Raw genomic sequence first — 14,624 nt, 5'->3', positions numbered from 1 at the left:
ATCATAAATGAAGAAATTTATCACAGTATTACTGTTATGTTAAAAATAAAAATTATACGATTTACTGTACTTCTCTGTTGTTTGTTTGCTATTACTTTTAATGTATTTTCCGCCCCTCGTGTACCTAAAATACTAACTGATAATGGGCTAATTTACTGCACTAATGCAAATGGTTTCTCATTCAATCCACAAACAGCAGATGCTGGCACAAGTATGAATGTGGTAACTGAACAGATTTACAATAAATTATTTGAGATAAGAGATAATAGCTCCACGTTAGAGCCTGTATTAGCTAGGTCATTTTCAATTTCTGACGATGGTAAAAAAATCATAATTAATTTACGCCATAATGTGAAATTTCACGATACTGATTGGTTTACCCCAACAAGAGATTTCAATGCAGAAGATGTAGTATTTTCTTTAAATCGTGTTTTAGGTCAAAACGCTTCATTACCTGAACTTGATACGGGAGAAATAACCTATAAAAATCCACAATATAAAATTTTTCACGAAAAAGCCAAAAAAGTTCGCTTTCCTTTTTTTGAAAGTATTAAATTAAGTGAAAAAATTAAGTCAGTAAAAGCGACTAAACCAGATCAAGTTGAAATTACATTATATCAACCAGATGCGTCGGTACTTTCGCACTTAGCTAGTCAATATGCGGTGATACTATCACAAGAATATGCCTTACAATTAAGTGCTGATGATAATTTAGTTCAGTTAAATACTTTACCTGTTGGTACAGGTCCTTATAAAATAAAAAATTATATTCGTAATCAATATGTCCGTTTGGAAAAAAATCCAGATTATTGGAATAAAGATGCTAAGATCAACAATATTATTATTGATCTTTCCACTGAACGAACAGGCAGAATTGTTAAATTTTTAAATAATGAATGCCATATTTCTGCCAATCTTGAAGTTAGCCAATTAGGATTACTTAAAAATAATAATCGATATTCTTTAATATCGACAGAAGGAATGAATCTATCTTATCTTGCTTTTAATTTACAAAAACCGCTAATACAAGACGTAGATTTTCGTCGAGCAATATCTCAATCAATTGATAGGAAAAGAATCACAAAAACTATTTATCATAATACCGCATATGTAGCGAATAATATTATTCCAAAAATATCTTGGGCATCAGTAGTGAATACGCCTGATTATGCTTATGATTATAATCCAGAAGCGGCCAAAAAATATTTAGCGAATAAAGAAATAACACTAAATATATGGGTATTTAATGAAGAACAAGTTTATAACCCAGCTCCAATAAAGATGGCAGAATTAATCAAATCTGATCTAGAAAAAGTAGGGGTAAAGGTTAACGTAACCAATGTAACTCGAACTTTTCTTATTAGTCAAATTCAACACAAGAAAGAAGATTATGATCTCATTCTAACAGGTTGGCTTGCAGGAAACCTCGATCCAGATAGCTTTATGCGACCAATTTTAAGCTGTGGCTCTCAAACAGAGATAACTAATTTGTCTAATTGGTGCTATGCGCCTTTTGAGCTAGCAATGAATCAAGCACTCATTACAACAAACTTACGCTCAAGAGCAAGATATTATAATATTGCCCAAGAAATAGTGCTCTCTAAGGTACCAATCATTCCCTTAGCTAACGTGAAAAGACTATTAGTTGTAAATAATCGCGTTGAAGGACTAAAAATGTCCCCTTTTGGTAATGTCAATTTTTCAATGCTTTCATTAAAACAGGAGAGTAGATAATGATTGTGTCATTTTTAAAGCATTTACTTCTGCTGTTTATTACATTATTTATATTAACTTTGGTTAGTTACAATATTTTATTGAAAGATCCACTTAATGAGGTTCTAGCAACACCTCATTTTTATTCTGGTTATTTTTTCTATCTACAAAATTTACTAAATGGCGATCTAGGCATAAGCTATAACGCTGGAGAAGCGGTAAAAAATCTTATTTTTGCAGTGCTTCCCCCGACTTTAGAGCTTTGTACAATGGCGATGTTCCTTTCTCTTCTATTAGGATTGCCACTTGGATTTATAAGTTCAACCAATGGGCATAATTTTTTGGGAAAAACAATAAAATCAATCTACGTAGTAGGTTTATCTATTCCTATTTTTTGGATAGCTCCTATTCTACTTTATTTCTCTGCTGTAAATAATTGGGAAATATCAGCTATCGGTCCTTATAATCTTTTATATGAAATAAAACCATTGACTGGCTTTTCAATCATTGATGTATGGTTTATTGATGAGCCATATAAAATAAAAATTATTCAAAATGTTTTACAACACTTAGCATTACCTACTTTAGTTTTAACTATATTACCATTAATGGAAATTGCAAGTTTCGTACAACAACGCTCAGATTTTCTCTTTACACAAAATTATATAAAAATATCTATTACGCATGGTTGGTCAAATACAAAGATTTTATATAGATACATATTACCAAACACATTACCCTTACTTGTACCTAAAATACCAAGATTATTTACGATAATAGTTGCTCAATGTATGTTAATTGAAGGAACATTTGGCTGGCCTGGTATTGGGCGTTGGATAATTAATGCTGTAAACCTACAAGATTATAATAGTATCTCCGCTGGTGTTATTGTAATTGGTTTATGTATTGCTATTGTTAATTTATTTACAGAAATACTCATTTTTATATTAGATCCATTTAATAAGAAAGGTTGGTATGCGAGATAAACTACCAGAAGAATTTAGAGAAACACAAGGGATACGTAAAATTTGGTTACTCTTCTATCAAGATAAGGCTGCTTTATTAAGTTTTTATCTTTTTGTTATCTTAATTATTATCGCTATTTTTAGCTATTTTATTGCACCATACCCCAGCAATCAGCAATTTGTTGGATTTGAATTAATGCCACCATCTTGGGCAGAAGGTGGAAAAATAAGCTATTTTCTAGGAACAGATGACATTGGTAGAGATATATTAAGTCGCTTAATAATTGGTACTAGCTATACTTTAGGATCAGCGTTAATTGTGGTTATCATTACAGCTATTATTGGGGGAGTACTAGGCATTATAGCTGGATTTTCAGAGGGAATACGTTCGAGAATATTGGAACATTTCTTTGATAGCTTTTTATCAATTCCTGTGTTATTAATCGCTATTATCATTGCGACATTAATGCAACCTAGCTTAATGAATGCAATGCTATCAATCACCTTAGCATTATTGCCTTACTTTATTCACGAAATTTATCAGGCAATTCAACAAGAACTCAAAAAAGATTATATCTTAACATTAAGGTTAGATGGGGCGAGTAATTGGTATTTATTGAAAACCACTATTCTACCTAATATCACCATACAATATATTAAAGAAATCACACGAGCATTAACTATCGCTATTGTTGATATTAGTGCATTAAGTTTTATTTCTTTGGGTGCACAAAGACCAATGCCAGAATGGGGAGCAATGATAAAAGATTCTATGGGACTACTTTATCTCGCACCTTGGACAGTTATCCTACCAGGTATTGCTATTATTGGAACCATTATTATTGGGCTTATTTTTAGCAACGGATTATGCAAAGCAATAGAAAAATATTATGCGTAGGTAAATTATTATGGCATTGTTAGATATACGTAATTTATGTGTTGATATAAAAACCTCAAAAGGCAATATTCGGATCGTTGATAATGTAAACTTAACGCTCAATGAAGGGGATATTTGTGGACTTGTTGGGGAGTCAGGATCAGGTAAGAGTATCATTGCAAAAGTTATTTGCAATTCTGCTAAGGACTCTTGGATTGTTACCGCTGATAGATTTCGATTCAATGATATTGAGTTATTAAAATTAAATCCAATGAAGCGAAGAAAAATTATCGGAAGAGAAATTTCGATGATTTATCAAGGTTCTCTGAACTCTTTAGATCCGAGTAAAAAAATTGCAAAACAATTAATACAAAATATTCCATCTTGGACCTTCAAAGGACGTTGGTGGCAATGGTTTGGTTGGAAAAAACGTCGCGCAATAGAATTATTACATCGAGTTGGAATTAAAGATCATAAAGATATAATGGGAAGTTATCCAACAGAAATTACCGAGGGAGAAGGTCAAAAAGTGATGGTAGCCCTAGCCATCGCTAATCAACCTCGTTTACTAATTGCAGATGAGCCAACTAACTCACTAGAATCGATTACTAAAACCCAAGTATTTCGATTACTTTCAAGTATGAATCAAAATTTAGGTACGACTATTCTACTTGCAAGTAATGATATTACCAGCATTGCTGAATGGTGTGATCATTTGACGATTTTATATTGTGGTCAAAATGCAGAGTCTGGTCCTAAAGAAAGTATTCTAAAACAACCACATCATCCTTATACAAAGGCATTACTACATTCTATGCCTGATTTTAAGCAACCTATACCGTTAAAAAGTCATTTAGGTACGTTGAAGGGGAATATTCCTCTGTTAAATCAAATGCCAATAGGGTGTCGATTAGGTCCTCGTTGTCCATTTTCGCAAAAAAAATGTGTCATAAAACCATCAACTGTAAAAATTAAACAACATGAATTTGCTTGCCACTACCCAATAAATTTAAGAGACAATCAAATGAAAGAAAAAAATAATATATTAGAGCCTTTAACAATTAATACTGCAAATAATAACTAGGAAGAATAATGCTTTCATTACTAAAAGTAGAAAACTTAACAAAATCATTTAGTGATTATATCGGCTTGTTTGGTGCTTCAAAATTTAAAGCAGTAGATGATGTTAGCTTCACACTAGAAAGAAAAAAGACCTTAGCAATTATAGGGAGAAATGGTTCGGGAAAATCAACTGTTGCTAAAATGATTGTAGGAATAAAAAAGCCCTCTTATGGAAAAATTTTATTTAAAGGTAAAAAGCTGAAATTTGGTGATTATCAATACCGCTCACAACATATTAGAATGGTCTTTCAAGATCCTAATTCTGCTTTTAACCCTCGTTTAAATATTGGACAGATACTCGATTCCCCTTTAGAGCTTTCTACAAATCTTAATGAAGAAGAACGAAATCAAAGAATCGCCAGTACATTACGCTTAGTAGGACTTCGTCCAGAACATGTTCATATTGGCATTAGTTCAATGTCTATCAGCCAAAAGCAACGTATTGCACTAGCCCGAGCAATTATCCTTTATCCTGAAATAATTATTATTGATGACGCACTGGAATCATTAGATGCGACAGTTAAAATACAACTGATGAATCTAATGTTAGATATTCAAGAAAAGTTAGGTATTTCTTATATTTACATTGGACAAAATTTGGGAATTATAAAACATATTGCTGATGATGTCTTAGTAATGGATGAAGGAAAAATGGTTGAATATGGCTCAACAAAACAGTTATTTACGGAGCCTAAAGCTGATATAACAAAACGCTTAGTAGAAAGTCACTTTGGTCAATTATTAACAAATGATTCTTGGGAATCAATACAAAATTAAAATACAATTCAAATTATTTCAATAAGGAATATATATGAAAAAATTAACATTATTTACCTCTGTAATCTCTGTATTTATTGCTAGCAATGTTTTTGCTCATAATATCAAAATCAATGAAGCATTACCTTTAGTTAAAATAGAAGAAAAGGGAGAATTGAAACTGATAGATGATCAAATTGAATACCAAGTCTGGAATTCTCAGAATTTGATTGGAAAAGTAAGAGTCTTGCAACATATCGCAGGACGTACAACAGTCAAAGAAAAAAATATTCCTTTAATGTCAGCAATTAAAAATGCAAAATTTAATCCTACTCACTATCAAACAACAAATATCATTAATGCAGATGATGCGATATTTGGAACGGCTATCTTTGTAAAAACAAGTACAGAAGAAGCAAAAAAAGAAAATGAGCATAGCCAAATTATTCTTGATCAACACAGCACTGTCAAAAATGCGTGGCAATTAAAAGAGAAGGAAAGCTTGATTGTCGTATTAGATAAAAATGCTAAAGTACAATACGTATCAGAAGGAAAATTATCTTCTGAAGAAATAGATAAAATCATCAATTTAGTAAAAGAATTATTAAAAAATAAATAAAAAAATAGAACCGCACTTATTATAAGTATTTATCTTACCATAAGTGCGGTCTTATCTACTATAAATTATTCAAATCCAAAACATCAGTCATATCAAATAAACCTGTTTCTTTAGCACTAATCCATTTAGCCGCTCTAACAGCCCCATTTGCAAAGGTCATTCGACTTGATGCTTTATGAGATATTTCTACTCTTTCACCAATATCAGCAAACCATACTGAATGTTCCCCAACAATATCACTAGCACGAATAGTAGAGAATCCAATTTCATTTGGTTTTCTTTCACCGACTATCCCATCACGAGCAAAAACCCCATCTTTTTTCAAATCTCGATCTAATATTTTCGCAATATGTTCACCCATAGATAGTGCTGTACCAGAAGGTGCATCTACTTTATGTCGATGATGAGCTTCAATAATTTCAATATCACAATTATCCCCCATTACCTTTGCTGCCTTTTCTAACAATTTAAAAACAAGGTTAACACCCACACTGTAATTGGAAGCAAACACAATTGCAATATTCTTAGAAGCATCTCGAATCACTTGTTTACCTTGATCATCAAATCCAGTAGTACCAATAATCATTTTTTTATGGTTTTTAATACAAAACTGAATATGTTCTAAAGTTCCTTCTGGACGAGTGAAATCAATTAATACATCAAATTGATCTTTTTGTGTATTTAAATCATCTTTTACTATCACACCTAATTTACCAATACCTGCTAATTCACCAGCATCAGCACCAACCAAAGAAGATCCTTGTCGTTCAAATACTGCACCTAATTCAATAGATTCAGCATTATACACAGCTTGAATTAACTGACGCCCCATTCTTCCACCAGCACCAACAATAGCAATTCTTAATGTCATAATCTGTTCCTTCTTTTATATTCGTAAACATTAAACTAAATCTTAAGTTCTAATTGAATACTGCTATAAATTAAATATAACGCAAATCCTAAAAATATTATCCCAGCAATATTATCTAAATAACGACTATAATTAGAATAAAATTGTTTTACCATACCTCTTGAAAATAAAAAAGATATTAAATAAAAATAAAGAAAAGTTTCTATAACAATAATAGATAAAGCACCAAAAATGACTCCCGTTTCGGTAATATCTACCAATACAAAAGACATTACACTACTAAAATAAATAACAACTTTTGCATTGGATAAATTAACAAACAAGCCTTTTAAAACCGCTTTTCCTATGGTCGTATTTTCAGACTGGTAAGCGTCCTCAAATCTTATATTATGACGACTTGCTAGCATATGAAAGCCTATATATAGTAAGTAGCTTCCGCCTAGTAACATTATAATACCTTGCAAAAAAGGATACGTAGTAAATAATAAAGATAATCCTAAAATTGCCGATATAGCCCAAAAACCAACACCAAGTGTAATGCCAAATACAGAGGCAATAGCACGACTTCTTGAATCTCTAATCGCCGTTCTAACAACATAGAGGAAATCAGGCCCTGGACTCATTAGCCCAATTAAATGAATGATAAAAAGGTTTAACATTCTACTACCTATATTAAAATCGAATAATACTAGAAAATTATTCTAAAAATAAAAATAACCCCAATTGAATATATCGCAGCTAAAACATCATCAATCATAATACCAAATCCACTCTCTAATTTTTGATCAAAGTAACGTATTGGATAAGGTTTGAGAATATCAAAAAATCGAAATATAACAAATGCAACGATACACCACTTGACTGAAAGCTCAGGAATAGCAAGTATCGTAATAAAAATCCCAACAAATTCATCCCAAACAATTGCACCATGATCGTGAACTTGCATATCTTCTGCAGTTTTCTGACACAAATAGCAACCAATCCAAAAACAAAGCACTGTAAAGATAGTAAAAAAACTATGATTAACAATTTGTAATAGAAAGTAACCAATAATTGTAGCAATAAAACTTCCCCAAGTACCTGGTGCAGGTTTCATCAATCCAGATCCCAAACCTAATGCAAAAAAATGAATCGGATTTTTTAAACTAAGATTATCAAGAGGATTATGTTGCATAAATAGCCTATTTAAAATGATCAAAACCAACTAGATTGTCCAAGATAACTTTTTGACCATCACGTTGAAAATTTATTCGTTGCTTGTTATTACTATGAATAGCTCGAAGTTGTCCAATACAAGTATAAGGTACGCCAATATTAGCCAAATATCTATTTAACTTATCTTTCTTATCGTGAGAAACAGTAAAACATAGTTCGTAATCCTCTCCACCAGTCAGTGCGAATATCTCGGCTTTCTCTCGCCCAGCATAAGAAATTAATTCAGGCGATAAAGGTAATTTATCTAAATCAATTACAGCACTACAATCACTTCGTTCTAAAATATGCCCTAAATCTGCAACTAAACCATCTGAAATATCAATTGCGGCATTAGCCAATAAAGAACTAGAAAGCTCCAATCCTAATAATACTCTTGGTGTTGGACGTAAATGACGTTTTATTAAAAATTCTTCGGTTAAATTGACCGCAGTTTTACCTTTTAATAATAATTCTAGACCAGCAGCACTATCCCCAAGAGATCCTGAAACATAAATCCAATCACCTACTCTAGCACTATGTCGACACAAAGCTTTACCTTTAGGAATAATACCTTGTGCTGTAACGGTTAATGTTTTAACTTGACCTTTTGTCGTATCACCACCAATAAGTTCCACATTATAATGATCTAATATAGCAAAGAAGCTCTCACTAAATTCACTTAACCATTGTTCATCAATATTAGGTAATGTTAAAGCTAAAGAAAACCAAGCAGGCTCCGCCCCCATCGCAGCAAGATCACTTAAATTTGTCGCAACTAGTTTATAAGCTAAATCGGCGGCTGATATTGTCGGTAAAAAATGCGTATGTTCTACCATTGTATCAGTAGTTATTGCTATCCGCTGACTTTGGCGATGCTCAGTAATAGCACAATCATCGCCAATAGATACAATCACATCTTTACGAGGAGGACGTTTAGATAAAGTAAAATAACGCTGAATAATCTCAAATTCACCATTACTCATTGTAATTCCTTTTAACGCCTATTTATTATCCACGACGAGATAATGAAGAAGCTACTTTGTCTAACACACCATTAACATATTTATGGCTATCGTCAGATCCAAATACTTTAGCAACTTCAATCGCCTCATTAATCACTACTTTATAAGGAACATCTAGCTCAAATTGTAATTCATATACTGAAAGACGTAAAATTGCTCGTTCAATGGGATCTAATTCATCTGATGCGCGATCTAAATAAGGCGTCATTGTAGTATCTACTGTATCAACATTAGATATGGCACCATTGAATAATTTACGAAAATAAGGCTTATCAACACCTTTAAATTCATCTTCCTGATCAATAAAAAAGGTCAATTCAATCTGTTCAGGCGAATTTTTTGAAATCGCCCAAGAATATAATGCTTGCACAGCACATTCTCTCGCTCGACGACGTGGCGAGATTTTTTTTACTTTTTCTGTCATATTATCTTCTATTTTTTATATTAAAATTTAAGCCTTTTCAATTTGCTTTAATAAATTGACCATTTCCAATGCAACTAATGCCGCTTCAGCCCCTTTATTACCCGCTTTAGTTCCAGCTCTTTCAATAGCTTGTTCAATATTTTCTGTTGTTAATACGCCAAATGCTACTGGTATTTCAGATTGCATCGCCACTTGCCCCAATCCACTACTGGCTTCACCTGCTACATATTCAAAATGAGCAGTACCTCCACGAATAACCGTTCCTAAAGCAACAATGGCATCATATTTTTTACTTTCGGCTAAACGTCTTGCAACTAGAGGGAGTTCATAAGCCCCAGGAGCTCTCACTAAAGTAATATTCTCATTTTTCACTTGCCCAATACGTTTTAATGCGTCCAAAGCGCCTTCTAATAAACTTTCATTAATAAAACTATTAAAACGAGCAATAACTACCGCAACTTTTGCTTCTGGCGCAGCAACAACACCTTCCAATATTTTCATAATATTTCCTTTTATGTCTATATTAATAATTAGAGATAAATTCTATCATAAATCATTAATGTATATAATAAGAGTTTTCGATTAAATATAAACGAATAGCATATAACAACTTTAGTAATAATATGATAGTCTAGGCAGCCTACCAAAAATTATTAAAAAATAGACTTCGTAATTTATTTTATACAAATCTGTAAAAAAAATAATACACTTATAAAAAAAAGTGCGGTAGAATTCAACCATCTTTTTTATTTTACTTTTATACAGGAAATAACATCATATGAAAAATAAAACTTTTGGCAGTGCTCTAATTGTTGCAGGAACAACTATTGGCGCTGGAATGTTAGCTATGCCACTTACCTCCGCAGAAATGGGATTTAGTTACACATTACTTTTACTTTTTACTTTATGGCTACTACTTTCATACAGTGCTTTGCTATTTGTCGAAGTTTATCAAAAAGCAGAACGACAAGATGCAGGTATCGCCACACTTGCAGAACAACATTTTGGCATCATCGGTAGAATACTCGCTACCCTTTCCTTAGTGATTTTTATGTACGCCATTCTGACTGTGTATGCACTGGGGGGTGGAAATTTACTTGCTCCCTTCCTAGATTTCTTAGGTGAAAATGCGGAAAGTATTTCAATTATTCTGTTTGTTATAGTTTTTGCTATTGCTGTTACTATCGGAACACAAGCGGTTGATGCATTTACTCGTATTTTATTCTTAGTAAAATTAGTTGCGTTCTTTTTTGTTCTATTAATGATGTTACCATTGGTTACTTCAGAAAACTTAGGTGCGTTACCATTAAAATATTTAGTTATTATTTCTGCTAGCCCAGTATTCTTTACCTCATTTGGTTTCCACGTAGTTATCCCGAGTATCAATAATTACTTAGATGGCGATATTCGTCGTTTACGTATTGCCATTATCGGTGGTACGGCTATTCCATTAGTAGCTTATATTCTATGGCAAATGGCAACACATGGCGTATTTTCACAATTACAATTTATTGAAATTATCCGTCAAGATCCAACATTAAATGGCTTAATTGCAGCAACATTACAAGCAACAGGAAGTAGCTTTATTAGTGAATTTGTACGTTTATTCTCTGCATTAGCCCTGATTACGTCTTATTTAGGTGTTGCGTTAGCACTTGTTGATTGTCTTGATGATTTATTAAAACGAGTTAATATTAATGCTAATCGTATTTCACTTAGCTTACTAACTTTTGTGCCAGTTTTACTCTTTGCATTATTCTATCGTGATTTTTTAGGTGTATTAAGCTATGCAGGACAAATGTTTACATTCTATGGTTTAGTATTACCAGTAGGTATGGCATTTGTATTAAGAAGAAAATACCCTGATTTAAAATACCGTGTTTTCGGAGGAAATCTAGGATTAGTTATCGCCCTTATTCTAGGAGTGTTAATTATGAATGTACCTTTCTTAATCCAAGCTGGCTATCTCCCTGTGGTTGCAGGCTAAGATACAATCAATTAATTAAGATCAAAAAAACAGCACCAAATAAGGTGCTGTTTTTAATTTAACAATTTTATAGCTAGATTATTTCTTATAACGTTTTGCGACTTCTGAATAACGTTTTACCGCTTTACGAATTTGGCTTGTTTTCGCTCGGCGACGTGGTTTTGTTACATCTAACTTACTTTCAGTTTCAGGTGGTAAATCCACTAATTGACGTAAATAATTCACATTTTCTAAATCCATTTCTTCCCAACCACCACGTGGCAGAGATTTCATTAATTTAATATCCCCATAACGAATACGAATAAGACGACTGACTTGAACCCCTTGCGATTCCCAAAGGCGACGAACCTCACGATTACGCCCTTCTGTTAAGGTAACATCAAACCATTGATTAATCCCTTGTCCTCCAGCAACCTTAATTGAATTAAACTGTGCTGGTCCATCTTCAAGCTGCACACCTTTACGTAAACGGGCAATCATTGCATCATCCACTTGTCCAAAAACGCGTACTGAATATTCACGTTCAACTTCTCGGCTAGGGTGCATTAAACGGTTTGCTAATTCTCCATCAGTAGTAAATAATAATAATCCTGATGTATTAATATCTAAACGCCCTACTGCAATCCAACGAGCTCCAGTCAAACGTGGTAAACGATCAAATACTGTTGCGCGTCCTTCTGGATCACTACGTGTACATAGCACCCCTTCAGGTTTATAATACATTAGCACTCGGCATAATTCTTTTTGAGCGTGCAGTAAATTAATTAAACGCCCATCAATACGGATTTTTACTCCAGAATTAATATCAATACGATCGCCTAACGTTGCAATTTTACCATCAACACTTACACGACCATCTAAAATCATTGTTTCTAACTCACGACGAGATCCTTGACCAGCTCTCGCTAATACCTTTTGTAATTTTTCTCCTTCCACTTTACCTGATTTTAACGAAACAGTACTAGAAACGGGCTTATTTGAAGGTTTCGAGTTTTTTACATTCTTTCTAAAAACTTGTTTAGATTTGACCGCACCTTGCTCATTATCTTTTCTTGAATAACGTTCTTGCTTCTTATCTCGTTCATTTTTAGGGGAGTGAAAGCCACCCTGTTGTTCTCTTTTTTCTGAAAACTGTGGTTTAAATTGTTGCTTATTGTTTGATCTCATAAATTTTCCTTGTCGCTTTCACAAGCGTCTAATAAAGTAAAAATAGTAGATTACACAAATGGTGTAATATCCCCACTACCTTCACGCAAAATAACAGGACTGTCGCCCGTTAAATCAACGACCGTTGTCGGATCTTGACCTAAATATCCACCGTGAATAATTAAATCAACTTGTTTTTCCAAACGATCACGAATTTCTTCAGGATCAGATTGCGTTACATATTCTTCCCCTGGTAACATTAACGAACAAGATAAAATCGGCTCGCCTAATGCTTTTAATAAATCTAATGCAATTTGATTATCAGGTACACGAATACCAATAGTTTTTCGTTTTGATGTCATTAAACGACGTGGCAACTCTTTCGTCGCAGTCAAAATAAAAGTATAACGCCCCGGTGTATTATTTTTCAGTAAGCGATAAGCCGTATTATTTACAACAGAATAATTAGACAACTCCGACAAATCACTACAAACCAAAGTAAAATTATGCCCCTCAGGGAGCTGACGAATAGTGACAATCCGATCCATCGCATGCTTATCGCCAATCATACAACCTAACGCATAACCAGAATCTGTTGGATAAACAATCACCCCACCATTTTTCAAAATTTCCACTGCTTGATTAATTAACCTCACTTGCGGATTTTCAGGGTGTATATAAAAAAATTGACTCACAACGCCACCTATCTCTTACTGATAATCAATAAAACTGGTTAATTATACATTTTTATTGGGAAAAGATCTTTTATTATATTAGAGTTGACTTTGTATCTACTACAAGCTTTATGCTTGGATAATTCTTTAAACTCGAATGATTCTTTAGAAAGGATATCCCTATGGCTTGTTTACACAATATTCCCACCATTAAAACTCCACGTTTCAAACGTATTTTATGGATAGCCTTAATACTCAATGCCACTATGTTTATTATGGAAATATTTACTGGTATAAAGGCGGACTCGGTTTCATTGATTGCCGATAGTATTGATTTTTTTAGTGATGCAGCCAATTATGGTATCAGTTTAACTGTTTTGCCCATGAGCATTTATTACCGTTCTAAAGCTTCTATTATAAAAGGATATTCCATGATAGTATTAGGCGGATTAGTAACCTGTCTAACTGTGTATCAATTCTTTCAAGGACAGCTACCCAGTTATAGTGACATGGGTATCTTGGGTGTATTAGCGTTGTTAGTTAATGTGATAGTTGCTGTAATACTATATCAGTTTCGTGATGGTGAAAGTAATATGCGAAGTGTATGGTTGTGTTCTCGTAATGATGCCTTAGGCAATATTGCTGTGGTATTTGCTTCTTATGGCGTTTATCTAACTCGAACCTATTATCCCGATTTAGTAGTTGCTGTAATTATGAGTTATTTGGCATTATCTTCCGGTATCCAAATAATCAAACAAGCTCATCAAGAATTAGCACAACGCACTAAACCAAACATCTGTTGCAGACACTAATAGAGGATATCTCAATATGAAGCAATTTTTAAGAAAGAAAGAATTAAGTACATTAACAGGATTGTCGCCAGAAACCATACGATATTATGAATCTATCAGTATTCTTACTCCTCCCAAACGAGGAGCAAACGGCTATCGTTTATTTACTAATAAAAGCCTGCAAGAACTCAATTTTATCAAAGTTTGTCGCTCTCTAGGTTTTAGCATCCAAGAGATCAAACAATTGCGTAATTTGCAAAATCAGCCTCAAAACAGTTGCCACGATGCTGACAATCTCGTCGCCAAACACTTGAAAAATGTAGAATTGAAAATAAATCAACTGCAGGAAATTAAACAGACCCTACTTACTTTGGAAAACTGTTCAAACAATCAAGTGCATCAATGCAAAGTATTGACCTATCTAACTAAAGAGGAATAATCATAAGTAGAAATGAATTTAGCT

General features: G+C 33.2%; 16 protein-coding genes and 1 pseudogene. 9 read left to right on the top strand and 8 right to left on the bottom strand.

Translation table 11 applies throughout. The features are described from left to right. The first annotated feature begins 36 nt into the window (after positions 1-36). The 6 genes from EV697_RS02555 to EV697_RS02530 are packed head-to-tail and all read left to right on the top strand — an operon-like array spanning position 37 to position 6,052. Positions 37-1,734 carry an ABC transporter substrate-binding protein gene (locus EV697_RS02555; RefSeq protein WP_132022206.1) on the top strand — a complete coding sequence of 566 codons (1,698 nt, stop codon included), beginning with the start codon at positions 37-39 and terminating at the stop codon, positions 1,732-1,734. Further along, positions 1,734-2,699: an ABC transporter permease gene (locus EV697_RS02550; RefSeq protein ID WP_132022204.1), complete on the top strand. Its 966-nt coding sequence runs from the start codon at positions 1,734-1,736 to the stop codon at positions 2,697-2,699. The genes EV697_RS02555 and EV697_RS02550 overlap by 1 nt, the downstream gene beginning before the upstream one ends. Next, positions 2,689-3,576, top strand: a complete 888-nt coding sequence (locus EV697_RS02545) for an ABC transporter permease subunit (protein WP_132022202.1) — start codon at positions 2,689-2,691, stop codon at positions 3,574-3,576. Before EV697_RS02550 ends, EV697_RS02545 begins: the two co-directional genes overlap by 11 nt. A 10-nt stretch (positions 3,577-3,586) precedes the next feature. Beyond that, positions 3,587-4,639: a peptide ABC transporter ATP-binding protein gene (locus tag EV697_RS02540; RefSeq protein ID WP_132022200.1), complete on the top strand. Its 1,053-nt coding sequence runs from the start codon at positions 3,587-3,589 to the stop codon at positions 4,637-4,639. Positions 4,640-4,647: 8 nt separating this feature from the next. Beyond that, complete coding sequence (locus EV697_RS02535) at positions 4,648-5,454, top strand: peptide ABC transporter ATP-binding protein (protein WP_132022198.1); 807 nt, start codon at positions 4,648-4,650, stop codon at positions 5,452-5,454. Between the two features lie 34 nt (positions 5,455-5,488). Beyond that, on the top strand, positions 5,489-6,052 hold the full coding sequence (locus tag EV697_RS02530; protein WP_132022196.1) for a YtfJ family protein: 564 nt from the start codon (positions 5,489-5,491) through the stop codon (positions 6,050-6,052). A gap of 58 nt (positions 6,053-6,110) precedes the next feature. On the opposite strand, the gene dapB is transcribed toward EV697_RS02530, so the two are convergent. From dapB to ribH, 6 genes are read right to left on the bottom strand one after another with little or no spacing between them, the layout of a single operon-like run. Further along, on the bottom strand, positions 6,111-6,923 hold the full coding sequence (dapB, locus tag EV697_RS02525) for a 4-hydroxy-tetrahydrodipicolinate reductase (RefSeq protein ID WP_132022194.1): 813 nt from the start codon (positions 6,921-6,923) through the stop codon (positions 6,111-6,113). A 35-nt stretch (positions 6,924-6,958) separates the two neighbouring features. Beyond that, positions 6,959-7,582 carry a LysE family transporter gene (locus EV697_RS02520; RefSeq protein WP_132022192.1) on the bottom strand — a complete coding sequence of 208 codons (624 nt, stop codon included), beginning with the start codon at positions 7,580-7,582 and terminating at the stop codon, positions 6,959-6,961. 29 nt (positions 7,583-7,611) lie between these two features. Next, entirely contained in the window at positions 7,612-8,097 is a 486-nt protein-coding gene (locus tag EV697_RS02515) for a phosphatidylglycerophosphatase A family protein (protein ID WP_132022190.1), read from the bottom strand. A 7-nt stretch (positions 8,098-8,104) separates the two neighbouring features. Then, entirely contained in the window at positions 8,105-9,100 is a 996-nt protein-coding gene (gene thiL / locus EV697_RS02510) for a thiamine-phosphate kinase (RefSeq protein WP_132022188.1), read from the bottom strand. 25 nt (positions 9,101-9,125) lie between these two features. Continuing rightward, positions 9,126-9,563: a transcription antitermination factor NusB gene (gene nusB / locus EV697_RS02505; protein WP_132022186.1), complete on the bottom strand. Its 438-nt coding sequence runs from the start codon at positions 9,561-9,563 to the stop codon at positions 9,126-9,128. Positions 9,564-9,590: 27 nt separating this feature from the next. Continuing rightward, positions 9,591-10,064 (bottom strand): 6,7-dimethyl-8-ribityllumazine synthase, encoded by a 474-nt coding sequence (ribH, locus tag EV697_RS02500; protein WP_132022184.1) that lies wholly within the window; start codon positions 10,062-10,064, stop codon positions 9,591-9,593. Between the two features lie 277 nt (positions 10,065-10,341). Here ribH and EV697_RS02495 point away from each other — a divergent pair, with 277 nt between their 5' ends. Further along, positions 10,342-11,550 (top strand): aromatic amino acid transport family protein, encoded by a 1,209-nt coding sequence (locus tag EV697_RS02495; protein ID WP_132022182.1) that lies wholly within the window; start codon positions 10,342-10,344, stop codon positions 11,548-11,550. A 78-nt stretch (positions 11,551-11,628) separates the two neighbouring features. Here the strand turns inward: EV697_RS02495 and rluB are convergent. Beyond that, positions 11,629-12,549 (bottom strand): annotated as a pseudogene (gene rluB / locus EV697_RS02490) (23S rRNA pseudouridine(2605) synthase RluB); the annotation flags it as partial. 218 nt (positions 12,550-12,767) lie between these two features. Then, positions 12,768-13,391 carry an L-threonylcarbamoyladenylate synthase gene (locus tag EV697_RS02485; RefSeq protein ID WP_132022178.1) on the bottom strand — a complete coding sequence of 208 codons (624 nt, stop codon included), beginning with the start codon at positions 13,389-13,391 and terminating at the stop codon, positions 12,768-12,770. Between the two features lie 161 nt (positions 13,392-13,552). Here EV697_RS02485 and EV697_RS02480 point away from each other — a divergent pair, with 161 nt between their 5' ends. Both EV697_RS02480 and EV697_RS02475 read left to right on the top strand, forming a co-directional pair. After that, the gene (locus EV697_RS02480) at positions 13,553-14,182 is read left to right on the top strand and encodes a cation diffusion facilitator family transporter (protein ID WP_132022176.1); all 630 of its coding nucleotides are present in this window, start codon (positions 13,553-13,555) and stop codon (positions 14,180-14,182) included. A 16-nt stretch (positions 14,183-14,198) separates the two neighbouring features. Beyond that, positions 14,199-14,600 (top strand): MerR family DNA-binding protein, encoded by a 402-nt coding sequence (locus tag EV697_RS02475; RefSeq protein WP_132022174.1) that lies wholly within the window; start codon positions 14,199-14,201, stop codon positions 14,598-14,600. Positions 14,601-14,624: the final 24 nt, after the last annotated feature.

It is taken from the genome of Bisgaardia hudsonensis (assembly GCF_004345785.1).
Classification (GTDB): Bacteria; Pseudomonadota; Gammaproteobacteria; order Enterobacterales; family Pasteurellaceae; genus Bisgaardia; species Bisgaardia hudsonensis.
The sequence above is the reverse complement of the archived record's forward strand: the minus strand, read 5'-3'. Positions and strand labels throughout refer to the sequence as shown.